This is a genomic window from Brevundimonas sp. ABV4_179 (genome assembly GCF_056311945.1).
Genome location: NZ_CM149976.1, coordinates 3,022,484 through 3,048,337, shown reverse-complemented (window position 1 = coordinate 3,048,337; position 25,854 = coordinate 3,022,484). Strand labels below are relative to the sequence as shown.

Genomic DNA, 25,854 nt, shown 5'->3' with positions numbered 1-25,854 from the left:
TCCGGCGCCAAGTCAAGCGTCGGCGGAACAAGGTCTGCCGGGGCGGGTTGTCGTCCCGAGCCCCCAACCCCAACCCAGGAAAACGAAAATGTCGATTATAGACAAGCTGTTCGGCGACAACGACAAGCCGCGCGACACCCCCGCCAAGGCCGATGGCCCCATGCAGAAGGTGCTGGATGAACTGGCTTCGCTCGGCGGCAAGCCGATCGAGACCTTGTCGCCCGAGGAGGCGCGCCAGCAGCCCACGCCGACCGACGCCGTTCACGCCCTGCTGCGCAAGGCCGGCAAGGAGCCGAAATCCGACGATCTGGGCGTGAAGACCACCGACATCACCATCCCTGGCGCCGCCGGACCGATCCAGGCCCGAATCTACAAGCCGCACGACCATTCCGAGGACAAGCTGCATCCGGTCGTGGTCTATTTCCACGGCGGCGGTTTCGTGATCGCCGATCTGGACGTCTATGACGGCGGGCCGCGCGGCGTGTCCAAGATGGCTGACGCCATCGTGGTCTCGGTCCATTATCGCCAGGCGCCTGAACATCATTTCCCCGCCGCCCACGACGACGCCCTGGCCGCCTATCGCTGGGTGCTGGAGAACGCCCAGAGCTTCAATGGCGACCCGCAAAAGGTGGCGGTCATGGGCGAGAGCGCGGGCGGCAACCTGGCCATCGGCGTATCGATGATGGCGCGCGACGCGGGCGTGACCCTGCCGGTGCATCAGGTGCTGGTCTATCCGGTGGCTGGCGTGGACATGGACAATGAATCCTACGTCGAGAACGCCGACGCCAAGCCGCTGAACAAGCCGATGATGAAATGGTTCGTGAAGCATATCTTCGCCAACGAGGCCGACGCGCAGGACCCGCGCATCAACATCGTCGAGAACGCCGACCTCAGCGGCCTGCCGTCCTCGACCGTGATCTGCGCCGAGATCGACCCGCTGCGGTCGGAAGGCGAACTGCTGGCCGAAAAGCTGGAGCAGGCAGGCGTTGACGTGCGCCACAAGACCTTCCACGGCTCGACGCACGAGTTCTTCGGCATGGCCATGGTGGTGCCCGACGCGGCGGCGGCGCAGACGTTCGCGGCCCATGAACTGAAGCGGGCCTTCGGCACGGCGATCCTGCCGATCTGATCCTGCACCATGACATCCGTCGTCCCAGGCGCAGGGCCTGGGATGACGGGGTAGGGTGACAAGAGGGTTTTTCTTGCGGCGGCGCGTCCCGCCCGCCAAGAACGCGGTACGCCTCAGCCGCATCGGACCGACCCGCATGACCCGCACCAGCCTAGACGCCCATATCGCCGCCCTGGATGTGGCGGACGGCCTGAAGACGGTGCTGACCGTCGTGGGCCGGACCTGCGCCGAGATCAGCCGGGTCGTGGCGGGCGGCGCCCTGGTCGGGGCCCTGGGCGCCTCGGGCCAGATCAACGTCCAGGACGAAGAGCAGAAGAAGCTGGACGTCATCACCGACGACATGCTGACCCAGGCGCTGCTGGCCTGTCCCGCCATCGCGGGCGTGGCCTCCGAAGAGAAGGATACGGCCGAGATCGCGACGAATGCGGCGGGCGAATATCTGGCCCTGTTCGACCCGCTGGACGGGTCGTCCAACATCGACATCAATGCGCCGGTCGGCACCATCGTCTCGGTGCTGAAGTCGCCGTCCGCCAGTCCCAGCGAGGCCGATTTCCTTCAGCCGGGGCGTCAACAGGTCGCGGCGCTCTACGCCGTCTATGGGCCGCAGACCATGCTGGTGCTGACGATTGGAGACGGCGTGAAGGGCTTCACCCTGGCGCAGGACGGTCAGTGGTTCCTGACCCACGACACCATCGCCATTTCGCGCGACACCAAGGAGTTCGCGATCAATGTCTCAAACCAGCGCCACTGGGCCGAGCCGGTGCAGCGCTATGTCGATGGTCTGCTGAAGGGGGCGGACGGTCCTCGGGCTAAGAACTTCAACATGCGCTGGGTCGCGGCCATGGTGGCGGACGTTCACCGCATCCTGATGCGCGGCGGCGTCTTCATCTATCCGTGGGACAGCCGTGAGCCGAACAAGCCGGGCAAGCTGCGCCTGATGTACGAGGGCAATCCGATGGCCTTGCTGGTCGAACAGGCGGGCGGCAAGGCGACGACGGACGGGGTGCAGCCGATCCTGGACGTCCAGCCGACGCAGTTGCACCAGCGCATCCCGGTCGCTCTGGGCTCGGCGAACGAAATCGACGCCCTGGCCGCCGCCTGATGCGGATCGGGCCTACCGACGCGCTCTTGGTCATCGATCCGCAGAACGACTTCTGCGAAGGCGGGGCGTTGGCCGTGTCGGGCGGGGCAGGGATCATGCCGCTGATCGTGCGGTTGGCGGAACGGTTCGACCGGGTCGTGGTGACCCAGGACTGGCATACGCCGAATCAGATCAGTTTCGCCTCCAACCATCCCGGCGCGACGCCCTTCACCGAGATCGAGGTCGCCTATGGGCGTCAGATGCTGTGGCCGGATCACTGTCTGCAAGGCTCGCCCGGCGCCGATTTCCACCCCGACGTCGCGCCGGTGGTGACCCGGGCGCTGGCCGTGATCCGCAAGGGCTACAACCCCGCGGTCGACAGCTATTCGGGCTTCTTCGAGAATGACCACCGGACGCCGACGGGCCTTGCGGGCCTGTTGCGGGAACTGGGGGTGACGCGGGTGTTCCTGGCGGGTCTGGCGCTGGACTACTGCGTCCGTTTCACCGCCGAGGACGCGGTGCGCGAGGGGTTCGCGGCGGTGTTGGTCACCGACGCCACCCGTGCGATCTCGCCGGAAACAGCGGCGGCCGCCCACGACAGTTTCCGCGCGCTGGGCGTCACGGAGACCGAGGCGGCGACGCTGCTGGTCTAAAGCCCACTCGCCGCGTAGGCCTCGACCTCGGCCAGCCGCGTGGCCTTTTCGGCGTCGCCCAGGAACGAGCCCTCGAAACTGTTCCTGGCCAGTTGCGTCACCTGGTCCCGCGTCAGGCCGACCGCCGCCGCCAACTGGCTGTAGTTCGCGTTCACATAGCCGCCGAAATAGGACGGGTCGTCCGAGTTCAGGGTCACGTGCAGGCCCCGGCGCAGCATCTCCGGGACCGGATGATCCTTCAGGTCTTTGACCACGCACAGCTTCAGGTTCGACAGCGGGCAGACCGTCAGGGTCATCTGCTCGGCGGCCAGGCGCTCGATGAGGGCCTCATCCTCCATCGAACGGTTGCCGTGGTCCATGCGGTCGATGTGCAGCAGGTCCAGCGCCTCGTGCACATAGGCGGGCGGGCCTTCCTCGCCCGCATGGGCGCACAGTTTCAGGCCCAGGTCACGGGCGGCGGCGAAGACGCGCTGGAACTTGGACGGCGGATGGCCGACCTCCGACGAATCCAAACCCACGCCGATGAAGTGATGCAGATAGGGTTTGGCCGACTCCAGGGTGGCGAAGGCCTCATCTTCGGTCAGGTGGCGCAGGAAGCTGAGGATCAAGCCGCTCGACACGCCCAACTCCGCCTTGGCCCGGTCCATGCCGGCGATCAGTCCCTCGACCACCACGCCGAACGGCACGCCGCGATCCGTATGCGTCTGCGGGTCGAAGAAGATTTCGGCGTGACGCACATTGTCCGCCGCCGCGCGCTGGAAATAGGCGAAGGCCAGATCCTCGAAATCCCGCCGAGTCAGCAGCACCGCCGCCCCGGCGTAATAGATGTCCAGGAAGTCCTGCAGATTGGAGAAGTCATAGGCCGCGCGCACCGCCTCGACGCTGTCGTAGGGAATGGACACGCCGTTGCGCTGGGCCAGTTCGAACATCAGTTCCGGCTCGAGACTACCCTCGATGTGCAGGTGGAGTTCAGCCTTTGGCAGGCCTGCGATATAGGCGTCGAGGGACATGGGCGATCTCCGGGAGGATGTCGCCCGGTCTATACCCTACATCCGCTCCGGCGTGTCGATGCCCAAGAGATCCAGCGCGATTTCAAGCTGGCGCAGGGCCGCCGCCGACAGGGCCAGGCGCGACCGTTTCGTGTCCTCGTGCGGCGCGACCAGCACGGGGCAGGCGGCGTAGAATTTCGAGAAGGACTGGGCCACGCGATAGGCGTGTTCGGCGACCAGGTGCGGCATCCGCTTGTCGTAGGCGTCGGCTGCGGCGGTCGAGAAGGCGTCCAGCGTTAGGGCCAGGTCGCGTTCGGCGGGTTCGGCGATGACGATGGGTCCGGCGGACACGCCCTGTTCGGCGGCCTTACGCAACAGGGATTTGATCCGAACCGCCTGATACAGCAGATACGGCCCGGTCTTGCCCTCGAAGCTCATGAAGCGGTCGAGGTCGAAGACGTAGCTGGTCGTGCGCGCGTTCGACAGGTCGGCGAACTTCAGGGCGGCGATGGCCACCTTGTGGGCGATAGCCTCGAACGCTTCAGGCGACAGATCGTCGCCCAGCTTGGCCTCATGCAGCCGCTCGCGGGCCTTGTCCGTCGCCTGGTCGATCAGGTCGCGCAGTTTCAGCACGCCGCCGGCGCGGGTCTTGAACGGCTTGCCGTCCTGACCGTTCATGGTGCCGAAGCCCAGATGCTCCAGCGACTTTTCGGGCGCATATCCGGCCAGATAGGCGGCGCGGAACACCTGTTCGAAATGCTCGGCCTGACGTTCGTCGACGACGTACAGGATCAGGTCAGGGCCGATCGACTTCTTGCGGTCCAGAATGGTGGCCAGGTCGGTCGTGCCGTACATGGCCGAACCTTCCGAGCTGATGACCAGCAGGGGCGGGGGCGAGGGGGCTTCGATAACCGATCCGTCGGCCAGCTTCTTCTTGCGCGTCTCTCCGGGCTTGGCGACGTGCACAACCTGGGCGCCGTCGTCCTCGACCAGCAGGCCCGCATCCGTCAGGTGGGCCAGCATTTCCGGCATCACCGGATCGGCGTCGCTCTCGCCGTTCCACAGGTCGAAATCGACCGACAGATCGCCATATTCGCGTTTCAGCGCCTCGCGGCTGACCGCGACGAAGTGGCTCCATAGCGCGCGGTAGCCGGGGCGGCCGTTCTGCAGTTCGGCCGTCGCCTTGCGGGCGCGGTCGCGGAAACCTGCGTCTTCCTTGGCCTTGCCGGCGGCCAGCGGATAAAGCCGGTCCAGATCGGCCAGGGTCACGGGCGTTTCGGCCGGGAAGGGACCGTCGCCCTCGGCCATGAAGGCGTCGGCCAGGCCTTCGTCGCCGCAGGCGACGATCAGCAGACCCATCTGGAAACCCCAGTCGCCAAAGTGGGCGTCGCCGGTGACGTCATCGCCGCGGAAACGGAACAGCCGTTTCAGGCTCTCGCCGATGATGGCGCTGCGCAGATGGCCGACGTGCATGGGCTTGGCCACGTTCGGGCCGCCGAAGTCGATGACGACCTTGCGCGGATCGGCGACGACCGCCGCGCCCGCGTGATCGGCGTCCGCCGCCACTTCCTCGGCGCGTTCGGCTAGGGTCGCATCGGCGATCTTCAGGTTGATGAAGCCGGGACCGGCCACCTCGACCGAGGCGAAACGCGGATCAGCGCTCAGGCGTTCGGCGATCTTGCCCGCCAGTTCGCGCGGGTTGGCCTTCATCGCCTTGGCGGCGGCCAGGGCGCCGTTGGACTGGAAGTCGGCCAGGTCGGGGCGGTCGGACGGGGTGACGCGCGCCAGGGCCGCCTCCACGCCTTCGGCGGCGAAGGCGGCGCCGACCGCTTCGCTGAGGACGGTCTTGAGATCAGCCATTTATTCGCTCGTGGGTGCGGCGGCAGCGGGCGCAGGTGCGGGCGTCGTTCCGGCGTTGACGCGGAAGCGGCTGCCCGAGCGGTTGAACTCGGCCATTTCCGGCGTCACGTCGAAACCGACCAGGATCTCGAAGTTGCTGCCGCTGGTGGTGGCCTCGGCGCGCGGGATGACGATGGTGCGCTCTTCGGTCACGGACGCCGTGCGCTGGCCCTGGAAGTTCACCGGAAGGTCGAAATATTCCTTGGACAGAATTGCGGTGTTCCGCTCGGTCACCGCGATCCAGTAGCGATAGGTGCGCTGGTCGCCGGCGGCCTGAGCGCCGCGGCCCAGGTTGAACAGCACGCTCATGTCCACGCGGATCGGATCGCTCTCACGGTATTCACAATCGGACGACACGCCCTCGATCTCGCCGGTATAGCCGACATTGGCCACGGCGGCGCGACCGCCTTCCAGCTCGACATAACGGGCGGCGTCGTACAACACCTTCACATAGGGGCAGGGGCCGGCGTTGACGCGGCGGCGCAAGGGAGCGATTCGCGGCGCGCGGCGCGGAGCGGCGTCGTCGCCCGACGCCTGCTGCTGTTGGCCCCCGCGTTGGCGTTGACGCTGGGATTGGGCCTCGGCGGCGACCGGCAGGACGGAGGCCGCGATCGAGAAGGCGGCCAGGGCGGTGAGGACGCGACGCATCAGCTTATATTTCCGACAGCGAAAAGGGGCGCACGACAATCGGCGGCCGATCATTGAACGCTCGCCGCTGATAGCGGCTAAAGCGAGGCGCGGCAAACGCTTGCTGGCGGCCTATCGCTCCATGACCAGGCAGGTCGAGGTCGCGGTGGCGTAAAGCCGCCCGTCCAGACCGCGCAGATCGGCCTCGGCGAAGGCGGCGCGGCGGCCGGCCTGGACGATTCGCCCCTCGGCGCGGACCGGCGTGCCGGCGCTCAACGCCTTGTGGAAGACGGTCTTCAGCTCCAGCGTCGTATAGGTCTGGCCCGGCCGCAGCGTCGAATGCACCACGCAGCCGCAGGCCGAATCGAGCACGGTGGCGATCCAGCCGCCATGCACAGAACCGAGCGGATTATAGACGGCGGCCGTCGGCACCGCCTCGAACACCACCCGGCCTTCCTCAACTTCGGTCAGCTCGAAACCGACCGTGCGGGCGATGGGGGCGACGAAGCCGCCGCTCAGGCCCAGGCGCAGCTGTTCGACCCCGGACAGGGCGGCGATATCGAGAGTTTCGGTCATGGGAACGGCTCCATCAGGTCCGTTCACAATAAGGACGGACGCCGCGGTGGCAAGCGTCCGATCCGATGCGGGTCTTACAGACCCGGCAGCTTGAAGCCGCCGCTGCGGCGCGGCTGGATGGTGATGGCCTGACGGCCGCCGGTCAGGGCCTGCAGACGCTCGGCCTCGGTGGCGGCGTCTATGGTCTTCTGGCCCTCGGCGGTCTGGCGAACGGTCGCCGTCTGGGTCGATGGGTCGTTCTTGCGCCAGAACATCAGGCGATTGGCGAAGCTTTCGTCCTTGTGCGCCAGGTCGCCGAACTCGTCGTCCACGACGTAGCGGGCCAGGGGATCGGCCTGTTCGCCGCCGGCCTGGGCCACAAGAACCTGCTCGCCCGGCGTGCGGGTGACGGCCTGACGCTGACCCAGCAGGATCTGACGGGCGGCGCTTTCGGGGGCCAGTTCCTGCGGGCGCGGCTGGCCGGGCGCGGGCGGACGCAGGCCGTATTCCGGCGGCACGCTGAGCGGGGCGGTCGAGACTGTGACGAACTCGTCCGGCACCACCTTGGTCAGACCGATGCCCTGCTTCAGGCTGCCGCAGGCCGAAACGGCGAGCGCGGAGGAGGCGACGAGGGTCAGGACGGCGACGCTGCGGATACGCATGGTTTCAGGCTCTGATCGGCTTATGCACGAAGCGCCGCGACGGCGCCGTTGGCATAGTGAAGACGGGGTGATTACGACTTTTCGGGGGCCGCGCCAACCTAGAGCCTGATCGTTCGAGGCGGGCGATCCCGCCGAGATCGTGAATCAGGGCCTAGAAAATGGAAAGCCGCTCAGGCTTTGGCGGGCTTATCCGACAGCAGGCTGTCGAGAATAAGCAAGACCACGCCGATGGTGATGGCGCTGTCCGCCACGTTGAACACCCAGGGAAAAACGCCCGTGCCGGAGAAGTCGATGAAGTCGACCACATAGCCGAAGCGGATGCGGTCGATCACATTGCCGAGCGCGCCGCCCATGACGAAGCCGATGGCGGTGATCAGAAGGCGGCGATCCGACTTTGTCGCCCACCAGCCCAGGCCGGCCGAGACGATGATGGAGAAGATGGCCAGGCCCCAGCGCGCCTCGCCCCCGCCGAACAGGCCGAAGCTGACGCCGGTGTTCTCCACCCAGCTGAAGTTCAGGATGGGCGGGAGGACGGGAATGCGCCCGACCTCGTGCAGGGTCAGGCCGCTGATGACCCAGGCCTTGGTCGCCTGGTCCAGCAGGATGATCAGAAGCGCGAAGACATAGGCGGTGACGGCGAGGCGGGTGATCTTCATGCCGGGCCGGTTAGCAGGAAGCGCCGCCGGGGCGAAGCGGAAAACCGCGCATCAGAACAGGTCGCCCTGACCCGCCACGGGCGGTTTCGGTTTCGCCGGCGGACGCGCAGGCGCCGCCCGGGCTTCGCCGCCGTCGATCGTGGCGGATTTCGCCCCGTCGCCGAACACCAGCCGAACCGCTTGACCCGCCTCAAGCGCGGCGGCCGAGGTGATCCAGCCGCCGTCCGTGTCCTCGACCCGGGCGAAGCCGGGCTTGGGTCGGCCGGGGTCCAGCGTGGCCAGCGCTCGCGACAGGGCCGCCAGGCGGTCCTTGTCCCGCTCCAGCCGGCGCGGCAGCACCGCGTCCAGCCGAGTCGTCGCCGCCAGCAACCGCGCCTCTCGCTGGTCCAGCCGCCGATGCAACGGTGCGGGCGACAGGCGGGCCGAAACCTGCAGCAAACGCCGCTCACCGCGCGCCACGCCCGCCTGCAGCGCCGAGCCCAGCCGGTCGCCCGCGCCGCGCAGCCGGTCCTGTCCCCGTTCGATCCGGGTGCGCAGCAAGGCCGGGCTCAGCTTGCCGCCCGTCACGGCCAGATGCCGCTCGTGCAGGGCGATGTTACGTTGAAGGCCAGAGCCGAGACGGCTCGACACATGGTCCAGCCGCTGCTGCGCCAGGGCCAGCAGATCCTCCGGCCGCGCCGGCAGGCCGCGCGTCACGGCCCGGAGCCGGGTGCGCCGATCCTCGATCAGCCGCCCGCCCGCCTGGACCATGCGCCGATCCATGTCGGCCACGGCGTAGCGCAGGTCCGCCAGCACCGGCGTGGCCATTTCGGCTGCGCCCGTCGGGGTCGGCGCCCGGCGATCCGACACGAAGTCGATCAGGGTTGTATCCGTCTCGTGCCCCACGGCCGAGATGATCGGGATGCGCGCCGCCGCGACCGTGCGCGCCAGACCTTCGTCGTTGAAGCACCACAGGTCCTCCACCGATCCACCGCCGCGCGCCACGATGAGCATGTCCGGGCGCGGGATCGGCCCGTCCGGCGTAAGCGCGTCGAAACCGCGAATCGCATTTGATACTTGGCCGCAGGCGGCCTCGCCCTGAACCACCACGGGCCAGACGATCACGCGGCAGGGCCACCGTTCGGCGATCCGGTGCAGAACGTCGCGGATCACCGCGCCGGTCGGGCTTGTGATCACGCCGATGACGGCCGGGAAGGCGGGCAGGGGCTTCTTGCGGCCCGGCTCGAACAGACCTTCCTCGCGCAGCCGGACCTTCAGCCGCTCCAACTGGGCCAGAAGCGCGCCGGCGCCCGCCGCCTCCATGCTCTCGATCACGATCTGGTAGGACGAGCGCGCGGGATAGGAGGTGATCTTGCCGGTGACGATGACTTCCAGCCCCGCCTCGGGCTGCACCCCCAGGCCACGCGTCGAGCCTTTCCAAACCACCCCGTCGATGGCCGACTTGTCGTCCTTCAGTGTCAGATAGATGTGGCCCGAGGCGTGGCGGTTGACCTTGGAGATCTCGCCCCTCAGCCGAACATGGCCGAACCGATCCTCCAGCGTCCGCTTCAGCGCGAACGACAGTTCCGAGATCGACAGCGGCGGATTGTTGTCGCGCGGGGCAGGGGCCTCGGCCGGGCCTTCGAACACATAGTCGTCGCTCATGCGCGGCACTCTAGCCTGCGTCGATGCGTCCGGGAACGGGGGCTTCGTTGTCTCGTTGAACCACCATGGCTGCTGATCCCCCGAACACAGACCCTGCCGACCGGGATCCGCACGAGCGCGATCTGATGCGCCGCTCGGGCGCGGGCGGCGCCATGAGCCCGTGGCTGATCATTGGCGGCATCGCCCTGCTGGGCGTGGGCGCCTATGTCGTTTTCGCCCTGCTTTGACGCCGTCAGGACACCCCATGACCCGTATTCTTCCGTTCGCCGCCGCCCTGTTGATGACTGCGTCCGTCGGGGCCTGTTCTGACCGTGACGACGACATAGTGCAGGCGCCCGCGCCGGGCGCGACGCCCTCAAGCCTGCCGGCCAGACAGGCGGATGTCGCCGCCACCAACGCCGCCCTGGCCTTCGGCATGACCCGCGACCAGCTGGAGGACGCCGACATTGTATCGCGCGCCGGGGCGGATCTGGGCGACATCGAAACCCTGGTGTTGGACGCCTCGGGCGCCCTGACCCATCTGGTGGTCGAACTGAACGGGCCGGGCGACATGAAGGTGCTTGTGCCCGTCGCCGACGTGGCCCCTATCGACCGCAACGGCGGCAAGGATCTGGTCACCGATCTGACGCCAGGTCAGCTGCAGGCTCTGCCGGCCTGGACGCCGCCCGCGCGCTGAATTCCGTGTTAAGCCTGCCGGGCGCTTGACCGGCCCGCGCCAGCCGGTCATTGCCCGGTCTCATGAACATTCTTCTCGTCGGATCGGGCGGCCGCGAACACGCCCTGGCCTGGAAGATCGCCCAGTCGCCTCTGGTCAAACGCCTGGTCGCCGCACCGGGCAATCCGGGCATCGAGAAGCTGTGCGAGCTTCGCGCCGTCAAGGTCGACGACGCCGAGGGGTTGGCGGCCCTGGCGCGCGAAATCCGCGCCGATCTGGTGGTGGTGGGGCCCGAGGTGGCGCTGGCCGCCGGTCTGGCCGACCGACTGGCCGCAGCGGGCATTCCCTGTTTCGGCCCCACGGCCAAGGCCGCGCAGCTGGAGACATCCAAGGCCTTCTCCAAGGCGTTCCTGGCGCGGCACGGCATCCCCACGGCGGGCTACGGCGTCCATGAGACGGTCGCGGACGCCAAGGCGGCGCTGAACGCCTTCCGTCCCCCTTTTGTCATCAAGGCCGACGGCCTGGCCGCCGGAAAGGGGGTGGCGATCAGCCCCGACCGCCCTGACGCCGAGGCCGAGATCGAACGGATGCTGGGCGGCCGGTTCGGCGCGGCCGGCGCCCGTGTCGTGATCGAAGAGTTCATGGACGGCGAGGAAGGCTCGCTGTTCGCCCTGTGCGACGGGAAACAGGCCCTGCTGTTCGGCGGCGCTCAGGACCACAAACGCGCCTTCGACGGCGACCTGGGGCCGAATACCGGCGGCATGGGCGCCTATTCGCCGGCGCCTGTCTTCACCCCCGACCTTGTGCATCAGGCCGACAAACTGATCGTCCAGCCGACCATCCGCCACATGGCCGAGGAGGGCGCTCCCTATCGCGGCGTGCTCTACGCCGGACTGATGGCGACCGAGGACGGTCCCAAGGTGGTTGAGTTCAACGCTCGCTTCGGCGACCCGGAATGCCAGGTGCTGATGATGCGGATGGCCGGCGACATCGTGCCCTATCTGCTGGGATGCGCGCGCGGCGACGTGTCGGGCCTGTCGGCGCCGGCTTTCAAGCCCCAGACGGTGATCTGCGTAGTCATGGCGGCCAAGGGCTATCCCGACAGCCCGCTGGAAGGCTCGATCATTCGCGGCGCCGACCAGGATTTCGGTCCTCACGTCCAGGTCTTCCACGCCGGCACCAAACGCCGCGGCGACGGCCAGCTGTGCGCCTCCGGCGGGCGGGTGCTGAACGTCTGCGCCGAGGGCGACGACATCGCCCAGGCCCGCGAACGCGCCTATGCCGCCATCAAGCAGATCGACTGGCCCGGCGGCTTCAACCGCTCCGACATCGGCTGGCGCGCGCTGGAGCGGGGCTAGGTTCAGTCGACATTCAGCCGGTCGAAATCTCAGACGGTCATTCCGGGTTCGTCCTATGGACGCCTCGAAATGGTGGTTTTGGGTTGGATGTCGATCAGCCTTGGCCTCGATTCACGGTTGCGGTAGCGCCTCGTCGTCAGTCGATGAGCGAAGGTGTTGGCGCGTTCTTTGGATAGAGGCGATGATTTCGCCGTTCCCGGCCCGCGTATTCTGGCGCGTTCTCTGAGCCTTGTAGAGACCTTTGAGGTAGGCTTGATCCCAGCTCGACAGTCCCTGTGTCGTTTCGGGAGCATCGAACAGGTTGAGAATCGACGCGTAGGGGCGGGTGTCAGACTGCGGGTCGATTTGAGCAAAAGTGATCATGGCGATATAATCGGCTAACTGCTGAGCGGATAAGCCGGACGTCTGTGTCGTGTCGATCAGAACAACTGTTCGAAAGATATTGTCGACGATCTGCGAGGAAAGTCGCGAGGCGGCGAACACAGGGATGATGGGAGCGTAATCAAAAGCGTCACTGCAGTCGTCGCTGCACTCGCCAGGGATACGATTGGCGCGCTGTCCGTTGCTGGAGTTGATCGGCATGGCCTGTTGCCACCATCTGACAGGATGTTCTGACGATTGAAACGCCCTGAGAGCCGTCGCGCCGCGATCCATGCCGGATCCGCCTGTGCGAAACGCGCGCAGACGTGTGCGAACAAGTTCTGTCGCCAGTGCGGAAGGCTGGTTGGTTGCAATGATCAAGACATTCGGGCGGCACCCGGGAAGTCCAGGAGACAACCCAAGGTCTTCGGCCACCGTCGAAACTCGGTCGACAATGTACTGCGCCGCCTCATGTTGAAGATTGGCCGCGCCGATGCAGACCGCATTGTCCCAACGCGCTATTCCCCGGCCGGGATTGGGGGCCGCGACTTCATTGACAAAGTCTCGGATCAGTCTGTTGGAACTTTTGCCGACGACATCGATATCTTCTAACCGAACGGGTTCTTGAACTTCACCCCTCGAGATGCGGTCTGAAGAAAACTGTGGTGCGGGGTCTTGGGTGATCGCCAACATCGCAGCAAGAATGATCGTCAGCATGGCGTCCTCCCATTGAGACTGTGACCGTATTCCCGCTTTGCGGGACAGTCAAACCACCAGGGCGCGATCTGAGATCCTCTTGGAAAACCCTACGCCGCCGCGAACAGCAGTCGGCCTTCGCCCATTCGCTCGCGCAGGCCTGGGAGGTCGGTGTGGGCGACCGAGAAACAGCCGTAGCTTCGGCCCAGCTTGCCTTCGCGCGCCAGGAAGTCGGGGTCGGCGTAGTCGGCGCCGTGGATAATGATGGCCCGCTCGCGCGCCTTGTCATTGGTGTATTCCAGCCCATCCAGCAGCACGTTCGGCCCCTGCTGCCGACCCCAGTTCGCGCCGGCGGTGGCGTAGGCGCCGACCGAGGACATGTTGGAATCTGGGGTGTTGGAGAACCGTTGGGCGTAGCCGCTGTGGCTGGGGTCGGAGCCGCGACCGTGGCAGGTGCGCAGAACCTTGACCTCGCCGGCGACCAGATCGACCTCGTACAGGCGTTCTTCGCCCGAGAACTTCTTGAAATCGACCAGATACATCCGGTCGCGCAGCGGCAGATGGCGGTGATGGGTGTCCAGCGCGGTCATGGCGCGCTCCATCAACTCCTTGCGGACGTGGCCGCGCGGATCCAGCGGCGGCGGCGTCAGCGAGGCGGTCTGGATCGTCGGCAGACCGGCCTGTGGCGGCGCGACAGGGGACAAGGTCTGAGCCGTGGTCAGCGGCGCCCTGGCGCTCGCGCTGGCGCATCCCGCCAGCATGGCCGAACCGCCCAGAATCAGCCCTCGTCTCGATAGCCGCATGCGACGCCCTCGTTGCGGTTGGTCTTGGGCCGTGGTTGTTTCAAAAGGTTACGGGCGAGGCAACCTGAGCCTTGTGGGGCATTTTTGCGGCCGACGGGCCGGGGGGAGACATCGATGAAGCGTTTTGGAATCGCATTGGCGGCGCTGATGGCGTCAGCCATGAGCGCGCATGCCCAGCAAACCCCCACGGCGTCTAGGGTTTCGTCGCAACCCACGACAACGTTCGTCGAGGCCGGAAGGTTGCTGGCTGATCCGTCGAACGGCGTTGTGCAGCGCGATAAAACTCTCGTGATCAGAGGGAACCAAGTCGTTGAAGTGCGCGACGGCTTCGTCGGCGACGCCTCCCAGGGCAGGGTTCTGGACCTGCGACACGCCTTCGTCCTGCCCGGACTGATCGACAGCCACGTCCATCTGACCAGCCAGCAGAACCCGAATGGGCGGCTGGAACAGGTCACCCTGTCCGATGCAGACCGGGCCATGGTCGGCGCCCGTTACGCCCGCCGCACCCTGATGGCGGGCTTCACCACCGTGGCGGACCTAGGTGCGGGCAACGAAGCCATATTCGCCCTGAGGAACGCGGTGAAGAACGGTGACGTGCCGGGGCCGCGCATCATCGCGGCCGGATCGTCGGTGTCGATCCACGGCGGTCACGGCGACATCAACGGCTATCGCGACGACGTCATGCATCTGTTGTCGTCCGAGAGCATCTGTTCGGGGCCTGAGGACTGCATGCGCGCGGTCCGCACCCAGGTTCGCGCCGGGGCCGACATCATCAAGATCACCGCGACGGGCGGCGTCCTGTCCAACACCGCCGCCGGTCTGAACCAGCAGTTCAGCGATCCCGAGTTGACCGCCATCGTCGACAGCGCCCACCGCATGGGCCGTCAGGTGACGGCGCACGCCCACGGCGTGGACGGCATCAACGCCTTCCTGCGGGCGGGCGGCGATTCCATCGAACATGGCACCTATCTGGACGACCAGTCGATCCGCCTGTTCAAGGCGAACGGCGCCTGGCTGATCCCGACCCTGCTGGCCGGCGATTTCGTGGCCCGCATCGCGTCGGGGCCCGACAACTTCTTCACCCCGGCCCAGACGGCCAAGGCGCTGGAGGCGGGGCCCAAGATGCTGGACATGGCCCGTCGCGCGCATCAGGGCGGGGTGCGGATCGCCTTCGGAACCGATAGCGGCGTCTCGGCCCACGGCGACAACGCCCAGGAGTTCGCGCTGCTGGTCCGCGCCGGCCTGACGCCGCTGGAGGCCGTCCAGGCCGCCACCGTCGGCGCCGCCGAACACCTGCGAATTTCGAACGAAGCCGGCAGAATCGCGCCCGGAATGCCCGCCGATATCGTCGCCGTCTCGGGCGATCCGCTGACGGACGTCACCGAACTGGAGCGGATGAAGTTCGTGATGAAGTCAGGCGTCGTCTATCGCGCCGACTGAAGCCAATCGTTCAGGAAGGCGGTGAAGGCCGCCTGATCCTGGAACCGGGCGACGACCGGCCAGGCGACGACCTGGGCGCGCTGGTCGGGCGTCAGCCGCACCCAGTCCTTTTCGGTGGTGACCAGGCCGGCGTCATAGACGGCCGCGCGGTCGGCCAGGAAACTCATGTTCTCGGCGCTGTAGGCCGCATGGTCGGGGAAGGGAACGAAGTCCGCCAGGTCGCAGCCCGCCGCCTTCAGCGACCGCTCGACCTTCCAGGGCTTGGCGATGCCGGCGAACCCGACCTGCGGCCCCGACGGCGGCGGCCCCTCGGGCGTCAGACGGGCGATGAAGACGGGCAGGGCGCCGAACACCGCCAGCAGTTCGGGATCGGCGGCCTCCACATCGGTCGGCAGCATGACCACTACGGCGTCGGCCCGCGCCAGCCCGGCCTTCAAGGGCTCGCGCATCGGGCCGGAAGGAAAGACCGATCCGTCCCCGAAAGGCCATTCGTCGCCGCGCGTCTCGCCGTCCACCACGATCAGGCTGATGGTCTTCTTCAACGCCGGGTTCTGATGGCCGTCGTCCAGAACCAGGGCCTGGGCGCCGCCCGCGACGGCGGCGCTGGCCCCCGCCACACGATCACGCGCGATCCAGACCGGCGATCCCTGCGCCAGCATCAGGGGCTCGTCGCCGACGTCGGCGGCCGTATGCGCCGCCGGATCGACACGGATCGGCCCCTCCAGCCGCCCGCCATAACCGCGCGACAGGCCTTGGGCCTCAACGCCCGTCGCCCGCAACAGTCGCAGGATTTCGCGCGCGACCGGCGTCTTGCCCGATCCGCCGACCGTCAGATTGCCGACCGAGACGACCGCGCAGCCTGGATCGACAGGCGCGGCTTTGGCGATGCGCCGCGCGGTGACGCCGGCCCACAGCCAGCCCAGGGGTTTCAACATGGTGCGGGTCATGCGCGCGTGGTTGCTGTCGCGCACATACCACCAGCGGGGGGTGTTCAGCTTCATCGTCCAGCCCGCGCCGGGGGGGGCGTCAGCGGCTTTAGGGCGGCCCACAGCCGATCAAGCCCGCCGCCCGCCTCGGCGGCGGCGCGACGCGCCCGCTCTCCCATCGCCTTGGCCGACGCCGGATCGGCCAGCAAGGGCGCGATGACCGCCGCCAGGTCTGACGGCGCCTGCACCAGGGTCAGGCCGCCCGCGCTGCTCAGCGCCGCCGTCACCGGCGCCCAGTTCGAGGCGTCCGGCCCCGTGATCGCCGGCCGACCCAGCCGCGCCGGCTCCAGCGGATTGTGGCCTCCGACCGGCGGCAGGCCCAGCGCGGGGGCGAACGATCCGCCCATGACGACCACATCGGCCAGCCGCAGGAACAGGCCCATCTCGTTCAGGGTGTCGGCCAGATAGATATCGGTGTCCGGCCCGATCGTCTGGCTGCGCGAACGCATGGCGAAGGCGTAGCCCTCGCGCGCCAAGGCCTGTGCGATATGCGGCCCGCGCTCGGGGTGGCGGGGGGTCAGGATCAGGCATATCCGCTCGTCCAGACCGTCCAGGGCGCGCACGATGGCGATCTCCTCGCCCTCATGGGTGCTGGCGGCCACGATCACCGGTCGGTCGCCGATGGCGGCCGACAGGCGGCTGAAGGCGGCGGGATCGTGCGGCAGGGCCTCGCCCGACAGTTTCAGGTTCACTAGCCCATCGACGCGCGCGCCCATCGTCTCCAATCGCCGGGCCGAGGCCGCGTCCTGTGGCAGGACCAGATCGAAGGCGCCGGTCACAGCCCGGGCCGAGGCGGGAAACCGCGCCCAATTCTCGACCGTCCTTTCGGTCAGGCGCGCGCTGATCAGGGCCAGCCCGACCCCGCGCCGATGCGCCTCCAGCAACAGATTGGGCCACAGTTCGCTCTCGACGAAGACCCCCAGGGCCGGCCGCCAGTGCTCCAGGAAACGCGCCACCACGCCCGGCGCATCGACCGGCGCATACTGATGGATCACCCCGGCCGGCAGCCGCTCGGCCAGAATTTGGGCCGAGGTCACGGTGCCTGAGGTCACCAGCACGTTCAGGTCGGGCCGCGCCTTCACGAACCGCTCGACCACGGGCAGCAGCGACAGGCTCTCGCCCACGCTGACGCCGTGCAGCCAGACCAGATCGCCGGCGGGGCGTTTGGCGCGGGTGAAGCCCATCCGCTCGTCCACCCGCACGGGGTCTTCCTTGCCCCGCCGCGCACGCGCATCCAGCAGGCGCGGGGCCAGGGGCTCCAGCGCGCGGGTCGCCAGGCGATAGGCGATCAGCGGCAGGGGCGTCATGGCTTCAGGCCGGTGATTGCATCGGCCCGCGCCTCGACCGCGTTCAGGCGGGGCGTCCAGTCGGCAACCACATCGGCGATCTGAGCGCCTTCAGGATAGTCGGCGCGGTCCCAGACGATGGCGCCCTTGCCAAAGGGCAGGGGCAGGACGGCGCGGTCCCAGCTGTTCAGCCGGATCGCCGGGCTGCACGACATGCCTATGAACAGCACCGGCGCCCCGGACAGTTTAGCCATCAGCGGCAGACCCTCGGCCATGACATTGGCCGGGCCGCGCGGGCCGTCGGGCGTGATCGCAAGGGCGCCCGACTTCAGCTGTTTCAGACCGTCGCGCAGGGCCTGTGTTCCGCCCTTGGCCTTTTCCGTCTTGTCCTTGTTGGCCGACGATCCGCGCACGGCGGGAAAACCCTGACGCGCCACCGCCTTGGCGATGAACTCGCCGTCCGCCGACAGCGAGATCAGGGCCTTGGCCGGCTGCGCGCGGTCCAGCGGCCAACACGACGGCGACAGGCCGATGCGCGAATGCCAGAAGACGCACAGCACCCCGCCGCCCTGCGACCAGACCGTCTGCGCCGCCTCTTGGTTCTCATGGGTCCAACGGATGGTGGCGAAGCAGAACTGCATCCACTTCGCAAGGGTCCAGGCCAGGGCCGACTGGACGAACGGGTTACGCAGCGGCCTCACGCCACCGTCTCCACGCTGGGCTGGGCGCCGTCCAGCGACTGCTGCCGCGCCAGTCGGGCGTAGAGACCGCCCTGCGCCACCAGTGCGTCGTGCGACCCTTCCTCGACCACGCGCCCGGCCTCGATCACATAGATGCGGTTGGCGTTCTTCACGGTCGACAGACGGTGGGCGATCATCAGGGTGGCGCGGCCCTGCATCAGCCGCTCCAGCGCCGCCTGGACCAAGGCTTCGCTTTCGGTGTCCAGGGCGCTGGTCGCCTCGTCCAGCAGCAGGATCGGAGCGTCCTTCACAAAGGCGCGGGCGATGGCGATCCGCTGACGCTGCCCGCCCGACAGGCGCAGGCCCGCCTCGCCCGCACGGGTGTCATAGCCTTGGGGCAAGGCGGTGATGAAGTCATGGGCGGCGGCCGAACGCGCGGCCTCTTCGATCTGCGCCTGTGTCGCGCCGGGCCGCCCATAGGCGATGTTGGCCGCGATGGTGTCGTCGAACAGGAAGGGCTCCTGCGTCACCAGGGCGATGTGTTCGCGCAGGTCATGCAGCCGCAGTTGGCGTACGTCGCGGTCGTTCAGCATCACCGCCCCGTCCGTCACGTCATAGAAGCGCGGCAGCAGGCTCAGGATCGTGCTCTTGCCGCCGCCCGACGGCCCGACCAGGGCCACCGTCTCGCCCGGCGCGACCCTCAGTGATACGTCGTCCAGCGTCGGGGCGCCGCCCTCGGTCCTCGGCGCATAGGCGAAGGAAACCCGGTCCATCACCACCTCGACCGGGCCGGGGGGCAAGGTGGCGGCGTCAGGCGCTTCACGGATTTCCGGCTCGATATCCAGCGCCGTGAACAGACGACGCGCGGCGGTGAAGCCTTCGGCCATAACGGTCGCCAGATTGGTCACCTGACGCAGCGACTGGCCGGCCGCCAGCAGCATGGCGATGAAGGCGGCGAACCCGCCCACCGTCATGGCCCCCGACTGCGCCCGCCATCCGGCGTAGGCTAGCACGGCGGCGACCACGACATAGGCCACCATGTCCGACGCGGGTCCGGCGAAGGCGCGGGCGTTGGCGCCCTTGATGACGTGGCGCTGGCGGCGGGCGACGACTTCGGCGACGCGGGCTTCTTCGGCGGCTTCGCGGTTCTCGATCTTGATCAGCCGAACCCCGTCCATGTTCTCCATGAGGGCGGTGGACAGGTTTTCGGTCTCGGCCATCGCGCCGCGCGCGGCCTTGCGCGTCCGCTTGCCGAACCGCCGCAGCACCAGCGCCACCAGCGGCACGCCCAGCAGCACCACCATCGCCAGTTGCCAGTCGTTGAAGAACATGAAGACGATGGTGCCGACCAGCATCAGCAGGTTCTGGGTGTAGGTGACAACGCCCGAGGTGAAGGCCTCCCGCACCAGATTGGCGTCGAACAGGACCGACGAGACAAACCCGCCCGAGTGCTGGCTGCGCAGACGCGCCAGGTCGGCGCGGATCATGCGACCGAACAGCCGCACCTGGATATCGCCGACGATGCTGTGGCCAAGCCGATTGACTAGAGCTGCCTGCAATAGGGCCGCGCCGGTTCGGATGAGGGCCACTGTCAGGATGGCGATGGGAATGGCGATCAAGGCGTGTCTGGCCTGAACATGAATGTATCTGAACAGGGTGATCGGCTGGTCGCCGCCCAGAAACAGTCCGTTCACGGCGGGTTGCAACAGTTGCAGCAGGGTGACGGTCAGCACGCCGGTCACGGCCGCGCAGACGACGGCCGTGATCAGGGTCCAGCGGTGTAGGGACAGGTAATCGCGCCAGATTCGCGCCAGCAGGACGCGCAGGGGCATGGTCTGGTCGACGGGGTCTTTCATCGGCCTTCGGTCGTCCGACCCGCCCCTCGAGTCAAGGCTTGTCGGGCGACGGGACCAGCGGGCGGCCCGGTTCGTCGGCGCGGATCAGGGTCTCGCCCGGCGCATCCTCGATTCTGACAGCGGGCGCCACGGTCGGATTGCGGGCGTAGCGGCGACCGTCGAAGGGCACGGCGGCCTCATAGGCTTCGGTAATCCCGCCGCCGGCGACCTGGACGCCCAGATCACGCCGGCCGTGGCTCTGGCGTTCCAGTAGGCGAATGGGCGCCCGCGCCACGCTGATCTCGCCGACCGACCGATAGGTCCCGCCCGCCCGGTCCAGCACCAGAAGGCGGCATCCGCCCGATCCGCACCAGCTCGGTCCGGTCAGATAGACCAGCATTGTCCGCCCGTCCGGCGTCAGGGCGGCGGTGTAGCGGGTCGTGTCCAGCGCCCCGAGCGCCCTTTGCCGCAGATAGGCGATCAGGCCGGGGTCTTCGGGCGGCGGGGCCTGGGCTGCGGCGGCCGCCGGGAACGAACCGGACAGGGCCAGGGCGGCGGCGATCATCATCGGGAGCAGTCTGTCAGGCATGGAAATCCAACGCCCGAACGCCGGGGTGGTTGAACAGTCCACCCGCCTTTTCTAACTAGGGGCTGCGGGTTCGCCCGCAGTGTTCTCAGGGCGGGGTGAGATTCCCCACCGGCGGTAAGGCGGCGACGCCAAGCCCGCGAGCGCTCTCCAGCATTGGAGAGGTCAGCAGATCCGGTGCGATTCCGGGGCCGACGGTATAGTCCGGATGAAAGAGAACGGGACCAACGCCTCGTCGGCGTTCGCCGCCCCCTGCCGGGCGGCGAGCTGGCGCGTCGTCGCCCGTAACCCTGAGGAAACTGGTTACGGAAAGGACGACCATTGAACCAGATTTCCTCGTCTAACCCCGGCTCCGCCTCAATGGGCGCGCTGTTGATGCTGTCGGCCAGCCTGGTGTTCGCGGCCGGCAACACGCTTCAATCGGTGCTGCCGCAGCAGTTCGGCATGAGCTCCACCGGCATGGCCTTCTGGCAATATCTGATCGCCTCGGTGCTTATGGCGCCGGTGGTGATGCGGATCGGGCTGGGCAAGCTGAAGACCCGCCATCCGCTGGCGCACCAGGCCCGCGCCTTCGCCTCGGCGCTGGGGGTGCATGTGTTCGTTTACGGCTTCGCCTCGGGCGTGCCGATCTGGCAGATGGTGACGCTGCTGGCCACCGGGCCGCTGTTCGTCATCGTCGGATCGACGCTGTTTCTGGCCGAGCGGGTGTCCGGCGCCCGGCTCGGCGCGGCGCTGGCCGGCTTCGTCGGCGCGGTGGTGGTGTCGGGCGTCGGGGCCGAGCGTCTGGACTGGCCCGCGCTGACCCCGATCCTGGCCGCCGCCCTGTGGGCCGCGACCGACGTCCTGACCAAGGCGCTGGCGCGGGAGGAGACGCCCGAGACCCTGACGGTGTCGCTGCTGGTGCTGATCACGCCCAACCATCTGGCCATCCTGCTGCTGGCCAACGCCTTCGCCTTCGTCCTGCCGGCGGGGGTGGCGACGGGCCTGCCGTTCGCCCTGCCTCAAGGGACGGGGCTGCTGCTTCTGCTGGTCTTGGGCGGGCTAACGGCGGCGGCGCAGTATCTGCTGGCCTCGGCCTACAAGCGCGCGGATGCGGCCTATCTGCAGCCGTTCGCAGACCTGAAGGCCCCGCTGGCGGGGCTGATCGGCTGGTCGCTGCTGGGGCAGACGCCGTCGCCCTGGTTCTGGCCGGGGGCGGCCCTGATCGTCGCCGCCTCTGTCTTCATCTTCTGGATCGAGAATCGCGCCCCGCAGGCGCGCGCGGCCCCAGCCGTCGGTGGAGGATGACGCGGCGGCCCCTGACCGCTATCTGGCCTCCATGTCGCGTTTCGATCTCACCACCGCCTTGGGCCGGTTCAAAACCCATTGGCACTATTTCTGGGCGGACCATGCGTTCCTTCGCGTGGCCTTTTCCAACGCCCACTGGCTGGGACCGGACCTGGTGCGCACCAACCAGCCGTCGCCGCGCCAGCTGGCCGGATGGAGGGCCAAGGGGATCAGGACCGTCATCAACCTGCGCGGCGAGCGGGACGAAGGCTATTACTGGCTGGAGAAACAGGCTTGCGAACGTCTGGGCCTGACCCTGATCGACGCCCCCCTGGATTCGCGCGATCCGCCGCAGCCCGACCGCATCCACCGCGCCCGCGATCTGTTCAAGACCATCGAGTATCCGGTGCTGATCCACTGCAAGTCGGGTGCGGACCGGGCGGGGATGATGGCGGTCTTCTATCGCCACTTCCATCTGGGCGAACCGATCTCGGTGGCGATGAAACAGCTGTCCAAGAAATACCTGCACTCGCGCGAAGGGCTGACGGGGGTGCTGGACTATACGCTGGAAAAATATGTCGCTGAGGTCGAGCCGAAAGGGATCAGCTTCATCGACTGGATCGACAGCCCTGAATATGAACCCAAGGCGATCCGAGCCGAGTTCAAGGCGGGATGGTGGGGCACGCTGCTGACCGACAGACTGCTGCGGCGGGAGTAGGGGGCGCCGCTCCTTGAGCCGTACTCCTCGCCAAATAGGCAAGCCGATGATTAGGGGGGGCAGCCCTGCGGCTCAGCCCCAGGGCCCCGTCTTTGGCGCGCCGGGATCGTTTTCACGCGCCCCGGCCGCCAGTTCGGCCTCGCGTCGGGCCTTGCGGTCGGCCTCCCACTTCTTGAACCAGCGGGCGTAGTTCATGTGGCCGCGCAGCGAAAAACTGAACAGCGCCAGTACGGCCAGCAGGCTGACCAGTTGGAAAATCTGTTGCGGCTCCAGGTTCATCGTCGTCCTCGCATACGGAGTGAACGTCGGATCGGGGCGTCGGTTCGGACGCCCCGATGTCGCAGGATCAGGCGTCGCCGCGCGGGTCGATCAGCTTGTGGGCGTGCAGGATGAAATAGCGCATGTGAGCGTTGTCCACGGTGGCCTGGGCGCGGGCCTTCCAGGCCTTCTTGGCCTCGTCGTAGCTGCCGAAGGCGCCGACGAACTCGACCTGCGACAGGTCGCGGAAGGTCGGCTCGCCCAGGTGACGCAACTCGCCGCCGATGACGATGTGCAGAAGCTGGGGCGGAACGGTGTTTTGATCGGTCATCGACAATCCAGGCATTGGGGGAGGGAGCTTTGCGCGCGCAATAGGCCGAGAACGGCCTCGGATCAATGTCGGGAGGGGTTTTTCCGCCCCCGGCTCAGGTCGAAAACGGCACGTTTTTACAGCGCCGCACGATCATCGGCTGGATCAGAGGGGCGGCGCAAACCAGGCTGGCCTGACGCGGATCGGGCCGGTTGAAGGCCCAGGCGCGGCCGTGATGATCGCTGACCCTGGCCCCCGCCTCCGTGGCGATCAGCCAGCCGGCGGCGACGTCCCAGTCCCATTTGGGCGTCAGGGCCAGAGCCGCGTCGAACGCCCCCGACGCCACCAGGGCCATGCGATAGGCCAGGGCGTTGCGCTTTGAAAACCGCATCGCCGGCCACGGTTCGTCGAAATAGGGCGCTTCGATCAGCCGCGCGTCGCCCAGGATCGAGGCGTCATCCAGCGTATCGACATCTGAGGCCGTGACGACCCGGCCGTTGCGTCGCGCCCCGCCGCCGCGCACGGCGACATAGGTCTCGTCCACCTCGGGCGCATGGATGACGGCGGCGACGACCTCACCGTCCTCGACCACGGCGATGGGCACGCACCACCACGGCGTCCGCTTCATATAGGCCACCGTGCCGTCGATCGGATCGACCACGAAGATGCGCCGTTTCGACAGGCGATCCGGCGAATCGGCCGTCTCTTCCGACAGCCAGCCATAGTCGGGTCGCGCCGACAGCAGCCGGTCCTTCAGCATGGCGTCCACCTTCAGGTCGCCGCTGGTGACGGGCGAACCGCCCGGCTTGGATTCGATCTTCAGCCCCGCCTCGCGCTCGGCGATGGCCAGGGCGCCCGCGTCGATGGCGGCCTGGCGGATAAGCTCCAGATCGTCGTTCAGGTCCGTCATTTGCCGGCGATGGCCACCGCGTCGAACATCAGGCTGGGCACGTTGAATCCGCCCCGGAATTCCAGGTCCGAGCCGCGCTGGATGCGCAGATAGAGGTCGGTCAGCTTGCCGGCCACGGTCACTTCGCTGACCGGATAGGCGATCGCGCCGTTCTCGAACCAGAAGCCTGACACCCCGGCGGACCAGTCGCCCGTATTGCCGTTCAGCGACGGCCCGAACATCGACGTCACCAGCAGGCCCGACCCCGCATCCGCCATCAGACCCGCCAGATCGCGCTCGCCCGCCTCCATATGCAGATTATGGGTCGAGACGCCCGACGGACCCGCCAGGCCGCGCGACGCATGGCCGGTCGTCTCCAGGCCCAACTGACGAGCCGATGCGCTGTTCAGCAGCCAGGTGGTCAGAATGCCGTCGTCGAACAGGGCGCGCCGCTCGACCGCCACGCCTTCGTCGTCGAACGGGGTCGACCCCATGCCGCGCGGGCGGAACGGATCGTCGATCAGGGTGACGCCCGGCGCGAACACCCGCTGGCCCAACCGATCCTTCAGGAAGGAAGTGCCGCGCGCGATGGATGGGCCGGATATGGCCCCCAGCGCGGGCGAAACGATCTGGCCGGCCATGCGATTGTCGAAGATGACCGGGGCGGTGGTCGAGGCGATCTTCCTCGGCCCCACACGGGCCACGGCCCGCGCGCCGGCGGTGCGCCCGATTTGGTCGGCGCCCGGCAGGTCGGACAGGTGGCGGGTCGAACGACTTTCGCCGCCGCGCTCCATCGCCCCGTCCTTTTCGGCGATGACGCCGACGCCCAGCGAGAAGGCCGAACCCTCATAGGCGCCGTCGAACCCGTGCGACGTCACCAGCCGCCAACGGCTGGACGACCAGGAGGCGTGACCACCCTCGGACCGCGCCACGCCGGTCACGGCCAAGGCGGCGGCCTCGGCCTCTGCGGCGGCGGCTTCCAGCGCCTCGGCGCTGCGCTCTCTGGCGTCGAACAGGTCCAGGTCGGGCAGGGGGCCGCGCGCAAGCCGCTCCTGCGGAGCCAGGCCGGCATTGGGGTCTTCCGGCGCCAGCCGCGCCATGGCGACGGCGCGTTCGACCAGCCGGGCCTGCGTCGCCGGCGACAGATCTGAGGCCGACACCGATGCCTGACGCTGACCCACGAACACTCTCAGGCCCAGGTCGCGCGATTCCTCGCGCTCGATATCTTCCAGCCTACCGTTGCGCACCCCCAGCGACAGGGACCGGCGGTCGGCGCTGACCGCCTCGGCCGCGTCGGCGCCGGCCTTCAAAGCCGCCTTGACGATGTCGTTAAGAAGATCGGTGGAAACGGGCGCAGCCAGGGTTTCAGTCATGCCCCGATATGGCGGACGCCCTGCTGCACCGCAACCTGTCGCGCCCCTCGCCTCACACCACCGCGAAGGCGATCAGGCCCACGGCGGCCGTCAGCAGCGCCACCCAGGTCAGCAACATCCCCACGACCCGGCCCAGCGACGGCCCGGTCTGGAACAGCAGGCCCAGCGCATGGGCGATCCGCCCGACCAGCAGGGTCGCGCCCACCCCATGCACCATCCAGGCGGGCGCGCCCACGGCGGCCAGCAGCAGCATGGCGATCATGCCGGGCGTCGCATATTCCACCAGATTGCCGAAGGCCCGGCTCGCGGCCATCAGATCGGCGTTCCCGCCATCCCCCAGCGAAACCATGTGCTTGCGCCGCCCGCTGACCACGATGCCCGACAACACCAGCATCATCAGGATCAGCAGGCCGCTCCACAGGGCGGCGGCCTGAATGGCGAGCATGAGGGGGGTGGTCAT

The 25,854-nt window shown here is 67.9% G+C and carries 29 protein-coding genes and 1 riboswitch; of the genes, 9 read left to right on the top strand and 20 right to left on the bottom strand.

Annotated elements, in window-relative coordinates:
- The first annotated feature begins 88 nt into the window (after window positions 1-88).
- The 3 genes from ACYX4P_RS14955 (at window position 89) to ACYX4P_RS14945 (ending at window position 2,863) form a co-directional block, all read left to right on the top strand.
- A complete protein-coding gene (locus tag ACYX4P_RS14955) occupies window positions 89-1,129 on the top strand; it encodes an alpha/beta hydrolase (RefSeq protein ID WP_292074895.1) in 1,041 nt (346 codons plus the stop codon).
- 136 nt (window positions 1,130-1,265) lie between these two features.
- Window positions 1,266-2,231, top strand: coding sequence for a class 1 fructose-bisphosphatase (locus tag ACYX4P_RS14950; protein ID WP_248118829.1), 966 nt, complete (start codon window positions 1,266-1,268; stop codon window positions 2,229-2,231).
- The gene (locus ACYX4P_RS14945; RefSeq protein ID WP_248118830.1) at window positions 2,231-2,863 is read left to right on the top strand and encodes a nicotinamidase; all 633 of its coding nucleotides are present in this window, start codon (window positions 2,231-2,233) and stop codon (window positions 2,861-2,863) included. The genes ACYX4P_RS14950 and ACYX4P_RS14945 overlap by 1 nt, the downstream gene beginning before the upstream one ends.
- Here the strand turns inward: ACYX4P_RS14945 and ACYX4P_RS14940 are convergent.
- The 7 genes from ACYX4P_RS14940 to xseA all read right to left on the bottom strand — a co-directional run bounded on the left by ACYX4P_RS14940 (window position 2,860) and on the right by xseA (window position 9,895).
- Window positions 2,860-3,873: an adenosine deaminase gene (locus ACYX4P_RS14940; RefSeq protein WP_248118831.1), complete on the bottom strand. Its 1,014-nt coding sequence runs from the start codon at window positions 3,871-3,873 to the stop codon at window positions 2,860-2,862. The genes ACYX4P_RS14945 and ACYX4P_RS14940 overlap by 4 nt on opposite strands.
- Before the next feature lie 36 nt (window positions 3,874-3,909).
- Window positions 3,910-5,712, bottom strand: coding sequence for an arginine--tRNA ligase (argS, locus tag ACYX4P_RS14935; protein ID WP_248118832.1), 1,803 nt, complete (start codon window positions 5,710-5,712; stop codon window positions 3,910-3,912).
- Window positions 5,713-6,399 (bottom strand): Tat pathway signal sequence domain protein, encoded by a 687-nt coding sequence (locus ACYX4P_RS14930; protein ID WP_248118833.1) that lies wholly within the window; start codon window positions 6,397-6,399, stop codon window positions 5,713-5,715.
- Window positions 6,400-6,510: 111 nt separating this feature from the next.
- Window positions 6,511-6,954 (bottom strand): PaaI family thioesterase, encoded by a 444-nt coding sequence (locus ACYX4P_RS14925; RefSeq protein WP_248118834.1) that lies wholly within the window; start codon window positions 6,952-6,954, stop codon window positions 6,511-6,513.
- A 74-nt stretch (window positions 6,955-7,028) separates the two neighbouring features.
- Window positions 7,029-7,595 carry a DUF3035 domain-containing protein gene (locus tag ACYX4P_RS14920; protein ID WP_248118835.1) on the bottom strand — a complete coding sequence of 189 codons (567 nt, stop codon included), beginning with the start codon at window positions 7,593-7,595 and terminating at the stop codon, window positions 7,029-7,031.
- A 170-nt stretch (window positions 7,596-7,765) separates the two neighbouring features.
- Window positions 7,766-8,251 carry a signal peptidase II gene (gene lspA, locus ACYX4P_RS14915; protein ID WP_248118836.1) on the bottom strand — a complete coding sequence of 162 codons (486 nt, stop codon included), beginning with the start codon at window positions 8,249-8,251 and terminating at the stop codon, window positions 7,766-7,768.
- Window positions 8,252-8,302: 51 nt separating this feature from the next.
- Entirely contained in the window at window positions 8,303-9,895 is a 1,593-nt protein-coding gene (xseA, locus tag ACYX4P_RS14910) for an exodeoxyribonuclease VII large subunit (protein ID WP_248118837.1), read from the bottom strand.
- Window positions 9,896-9,960: 65 nt separating this feature from the next.
- Here xseA and ACYX4P_RS14905 point away from each other — a divergent pair, with 65 nt between their 5' ends.
- From ACYX4P_RS14905 to purD, 3 genes are all read left to right on the top strand, one after another.
- Complete coding sequence (locus ACYX4P_RS14905; protein WP_248118838.1) at window positions 9,961-10,122, top strand: hypothetical protein; 162 nt, start codon at window positions 9,961-9,963, stop codon at window positions 10,120-10,122.
- Between the two features lie 17 nt (window positions 10,123-10,139).
- Window positions 10,140-10,571, top strand: a complete 432-nt coding sequence (locus ACYX4P_RS14900; protein WP_248118839.1) for a PRC-barrel domain-containing protein — start codon at window positions 10,140-10,142, stop codon at window positions 10,569-10,571.
- 62 nt (window positions 10,572-10,633) lie between these two features.
- Complete coding sequence (purD, locus tag ACYX4P_RS14895) at window positions 10,634-11,908, top strand: phosphoribosylamine--glycine ligase (protein ID WP_248118840.1); 1,275 nt, start codon at window positions 10,634-10,636, stop codon at window positions 11,906-11,908.
- Window positions 11,909-12,019: 111 nt separating this feature from the next.
- Here the strand turns inward: purD and ACYX4P_RS14890 are convergent, their stop codons facing one another.
- The 3 genes from ACYX4P_RS14890 to ACYX4P_RS14880 all read right to left on the bottom strand — a co-directional run bounded on the left by ACYX4P_RS14890 (window position 12,020) and on the right by ACYX4P_RS14880 (window position 13,928).
- Window positions 12,020-12,985, bottom strand: a complete 966-nt coding sequence (locus ACYX4P_RS14890) for a hypothetical protein (protein WP_248118841.1) — start codon at window positions 12,983-12,985, stop codon at window positions 12,020-12,022.
- Between the two features lie 89 nt (window positions 12,986-13,074).
- On the bottom strand, window positions 13,075-13,767 hold the full coding sequence (locus tag ACYX4P_RS14885; protein WP_248118842.1) for a murein L,D-transpeptidase catalytic domain family protein: 693 nt from the start codon (window positions 13,765-13,767) through the stop codon (window positions 13,075-13,077).
- A complete protein-coding gene (locus ACYX4P_RS14880; RefSeq protein WP_248119149.1) occupies window positions 13,743-13,928 on the bottom strand; it encodes a hypothetical protein in 186 nt (61 codons plus the stop codon). Before ACYX4P_RS14880 ends, ACYX4P_RS14885 begins: the two co-directional genes overlap by 25 nt.
- Here ACYX4P_RS14880 and ACYX4P_RS14875 point away from each other — a divergent pair.
- Complete coding sequence (locus ACYX4P_RS14875; protein ID WP_248118843.1) at window positions 13,882-15,207, top strand: metal-dependent hydrolase family protein; 1,326 nt, start codon at window positions 13,882-13,884, stop codon at window positions 15,205-15,207. The two genes, ACYX4P_RS14880 and ACYX4P_RS14875, sit on opposite strands and share 47 nt — an antisense overlap.
- On the opposite strand, the gene lpxK is transcribed toward ACYX4P_RS14875, so the two are convergent.
- From lpxK to ACYX4P_RS14850, 5 genes are read right to left on the bottom strand one after another with little or no spacing between them, the layout of a single operon-like run.
- Window positions 15,192-16,208, bottom strand: coding sequence for a tetraacyldisaccharide 4'-kinase (gene lpxK, locus ACYX4P_RS14870; RefSeq protein WP_248118844.1), 1,017 nt, complete (start codon window positions 16,206-16,208; stop codon window positions 15,192-15,194). The two genes, ACYX4P_RS14875 and lpxK, sit on opposite strands and share 16 nt — an antisense overlap.
- On the bottom strand, window positions 16,205-17,500 hold the full coding sequence (locus ACYX4P_RS14865; protein WP_248118845.1) for a 3-deoxy-D-manno-octulosonic acid transferase: 1,296 nt from the start codon (window positions 17,498-17,500) through the stop codon (window positions 16,205-16,207). The genes lpxK and ACYX4P_RS14865 overlap by 4 nt, the downstream gene beginning before the upstream one ends.
- A complete protein-coding gene (locus tag ACYX4P_RS14860; protein ID WP_292046093.1) occupies window positions 17,497-18,180 on the bottom strand; it encodes a lysophospholipid acyltransferase family protein in 684 nt (227 codons plus the stop codon). The genes ACYX4P_RS14865 and ACYX4P_RS14860 overlap by 4 nt, the downstream gene beginning before the upstream one ends.
- Entirely contained in the window at window positions 18,177-20,015 is a 1,839-nt protein-coding gene (locus ACYX4P_RS14855; RefSeq protein ID WP_248118847.1) for an ABC transporter ATP-binding protein, read from the bottom strand. Before ACYX4P_RS14855 ends, ACYX4P_RS14860 begins: the two co-directional genes overlap by 4 nt.
- A gap of 31 nt (window positions 20,016-20,046) precedes the next feature.
- A complete protein-coding gene (locus tag ACYX4P_RS14850) occupies window positions 20,047-20,583 on the bottom strand; it encodes a hypothetical protein (RefSeq protein WP_248118848.1) in 537 nt (178 codons plus the stop codon).
- Window positions 20,584-20,660: 77 nt separating this feature from the next.
- Window positions 20,661-20,804, top strand: a riboswitch (FMN riboswitch).
- A gap of 97 nt (window positions 20,805-20,901) precedes the next feature.
- On the opposite strand from ACYX4P_RS14850, the gene ACYX4P_RS14845 reads away from it, so the two are divergent.
- A complete protein-coding gene (locus tag ACYX4P_RS14845; protein WP_248118849.1) occupies window positions 20,902-21,867 on the top strand; it encodes a DMT family transporter in 966 nt (321 codons plus the stop codon).
- Window positions 21,868-21,898: 31 nt separating this feature from the next.
- Entirely contained in the window at window positions 21,899-22,564 is a 666-nt protein-coding gene (locus ACYX4P_RS14840; protein WP_248118850.1) for a protein tyrosine phosphatase family protein, read from the top strand.
- Window positions 22,565-22,636: 72 nt separating this feature from the next.
- On the opposite strand, the gene ACYX4P_RS14835 is transcribed toward ACYX4P_RS14840, so the two are convergent.
- From ACYX4P_RS14835 to ACYX4P_RS14815, 5 genes are all read right to left on the bottom strand, one after another.
- Window positions 22,637-22,843, bottom strand: coding sequence for a hypothetical protein (locus tag ACYX4P_RS14835; RefSeq protein WP_248118851.1), 207 nt, complete (start codon window positions 22,841-22,843; stop codon window positions 22,637-22,639).
- 67 nt (window positions 22,844-22,910) lie between these two features.
- Complete coding sequence (locus tag ACYX4P_RS14830) at window positions 22,911-23,153, bottom strand: DUF4170 domain-containing protein (protein ID WP_248118852.1); 243 nt, start codon at window positions 23,151-23,153, stop codon at window positions 22,911-22,913.
- A 94-nt stretch (window positions 23,154-23,247) separates the two neighbouring features.
- A complete protein-coding gene (locus ACYX4P_RS14825) occupies window positions 23,248-24,042 on the bottom strand; it encodes a 3'(2'),5'-bisphosphate nucleotidase CysQ (protein ID WP_248118853.1) in 795 nt (264 codons plus the stop codon).
- The gene (locus ACYX4P_RS14820) at window positions 24,039-25,394 is read right to left on the bottom strand and encodes a TldD/PmbA family protein (RefSeq protein WP_248118854.1); all 1,356 of its coding nucleotides are present in this window, start codon (window positions 25,392-25,394) and stop codon (window positions 24,039-24,041) included. The genes ACYX4P_RS14825 and ACYX4P_RS14820 overlap by 4 nt, the downstream gene beginning before the upstream one ends.
- A gap of 52 nt (window positions 25,395-25,446) precedes the next feature.
- Entirely contained in the window at window positions 25,447-25,854 is a 408-nt protein-coding gene (locus ACYX4P_RS14815; protein WP_248118855.1) for an MAPEG family protein, read from the bottom strand.

What these genes read in the sequence shown, in the direction of transcription:
- ACYX4P_RS14920 (WP_248118835.1), bottom strand. Translation starts at nt 7,595, where the DNA reads ATGCGTATCCGCAGCGTCGCCGTCCTGACCCTCGTCGCCTCCTCCGCG.
- ACYX4P_RS14880 (WP_248119149.1), bottom strand. Translation starts at nt 13,928, where the DNA reads ATGGCTGACGCCATCAGCGCCGCCAATGCGATTCCAAAACGCTTCATC.
- ACYX4P_RS14945 (WP_248118830.1), top strand. Translation starts at nt 2,231, where the DNA reads ATGCGGATCGGGCCTACCGACGCGCTCTTGGTCATCGATCCGCAGAAC.
- ACYX4P_RS14940 (WP_248118831.1), bottom strand. Translation starts at nt 3,873, where the DNA reads ATGTCCCTCGACGCCTATATCGCAGGCCTGCCAAAGGCTGAACTCCAC.
- ACYX4P_RS14950 (WP_248118829.1), top strand. Translation starts at nt 1,266, where the DNA reads ATGACCCGCACCAGCCTAGACGCCCATATCGCCGCCCTGGATGTGGCG.
- ACYX4P_RS14815 (WP_248118855.1), bottom strand. Translation starts at nt 25,854, where the DNA reads ATGACCACCCCCCTCATGCTCGCCATTCAGGCCGCCGCCCTGTGGAGC.
- ACYX4P_RS14905 (WP_248118838.1), top strand. Translation starts at nt 9,961, where the DNA reads ATGGCTGCTGATCCCCCGAACACAGACCCTGCCGACCGGGATCCGCAC.
- ACYX4P_RS14925 (WP_248118834.1), bottom strand. Translation starts at nt 6,954, where the DNA reads ATGACCGAAACTCTCGATATCGCCGCCCTGTCCGGGGTCGAACAGCTG.
- lspA (WP_248118836.1), bottom strand. Translation starts at nt 8,251, where the DNA reads ATGAAGATCACCCGCCTCGCCGTCACCGCCTATGTCTTCGCGCTTCTG.
- ACYX4P_RS14865 (WP_248118845.1), bottom strand. Translation starts at nt 17,500, where the DNA reads ATGACGCCCCTGCCGCTGATCGCCTATCGCCTGGCGACCCGCGCGCTG.
- ACYX4P_RS14885 (WP_248118842.1), bottom strand. Translation starts at nt 13,767, where the DNA reads ATGCGGCTATCGAGACGAGGGCTGATTCTGGGCGGTTCGGCCATGCTG.
- ACYX4P_RS14890 (WP_248118841.1), bottom strand. Translation starts at nt 12,985, where the DNA reads ATGCTGACGATCATTCTTGCTGCGATGTTGGCGATCACCCAAGACCCC.
- ACYX4P_RS14825 (WP_248118853.1), bottom strand. Translation starts at nt 24,042, where the DNA reads ATGACGGACCTGAACGACGATCTGGAGCTTATCCGCCAGGCCGCCATC.
- ACYX4P_RS14835 (WP_248118851.1), bottom strand. Translation starts at nt 22,843, where the DNA reads ATGAACCTGGAGCCGCAACAGATTTTCCAACTGGTCAGCCTGCTGGCC.
- ACYX4P_RS14955 (WP_292074895.1), top strand. Translation starts at nt 89, where the DNA reads ATGTCGATTATAGACAAGCTGTTCGGCGACAACGACAAGCCGCGCGAC.
- ACYX4P_RS14855 (WP_248118847.1), bottom strand. Translation starts at nt 20,015, where the DNA reads ATGAAAGACCCCGTCGACCAGACCATGCCCCTGCGCGTCCTGCTGGCG.
- ACYX4P_RS14850 (WP_248118848.1), bottom strand. Translation starts at nt 20,583, where the DNA reads ATGCCTGACAGACTGCTCCCGATGATGATCGCCGCCGCCCTGGCCCTG.
- ACYX4P_RS14930 (WP_248118833.1), bottom strand. Translation starts at nt 6,399, where the DNA reads ATGCGTCGCGTCCTCACCGCCCTGGCCGCCTTCTCGATCGCGGCCTCC.
- ACYX4P_RS14840 (WP_248118850.1), top strand. Translation starts at nt 21,899, where the DNA reads ATGTCGCGTTTCGATCTCACCACCGCCTTGGGCCGGTTCAAAACCCAT.
- lpxK (WP_248118844.1), bottom strand. Translation starts at nt 16,208, where the DNA reads ATGAAGCTGAACACCCCCCGCTGGTGGTATGTGCGCGACAGCAACCAC.
- purD (WP_248118840.1), top strand. Translation starts at nt 10,634, where the DNA reads ATGAACATTCTTCTCGTCGGATCGGGCGGCCGCGAACACGCCCTGGCC.
- ACYX4P_RS14830 (WP_248118852.1), bottom strand. Translation starts at nt 23,153, where the DNA reads ATGACCGATCAAAACACCGTTCCGCCCCAGCTTCTGCACATCGTCATC.
- ACYX4P_RS14900 (WP_248118839.1), top strand. Translation starts at nt 10,140, where the DNA reads ATGACCCGTATTCTTCCGTTCGCCGCCGCCCTGTTGATGACTGCGTCC.
- ACYX4P_RS14875 (WP_248118843.1), top strand. Translation starts at nt 13,882, where the DNA reads ATGAAGCGTTTTGGAATCGCATTGGCGGCGCTGATGGCGTCAGCCATG.
- xseA (WP_248118837.1), bottom strand. Translation starts at nt 9,895, where the DNA reads ATGAGCGACGACTATGTGTTCGAAGGCCCGGCCGAGGCCCCTGCCCCG.
- ACYX4P_RS14820 (WP_248118854.1), bottom strand. Translation starts at nt 25,394, where the DNA reads ATGACTGAAACCCTGGCTGCGCCCGTTTCCACCGATCTTCTTAACGAC.
- argS (WP_248118832.1), bottom strand. Translation starts at nt 5,712, where the DNA reads ATGGCTGATCTCAAGACCGTCCTCAGCGAAGCGGTCGGCGCCGCCTTC.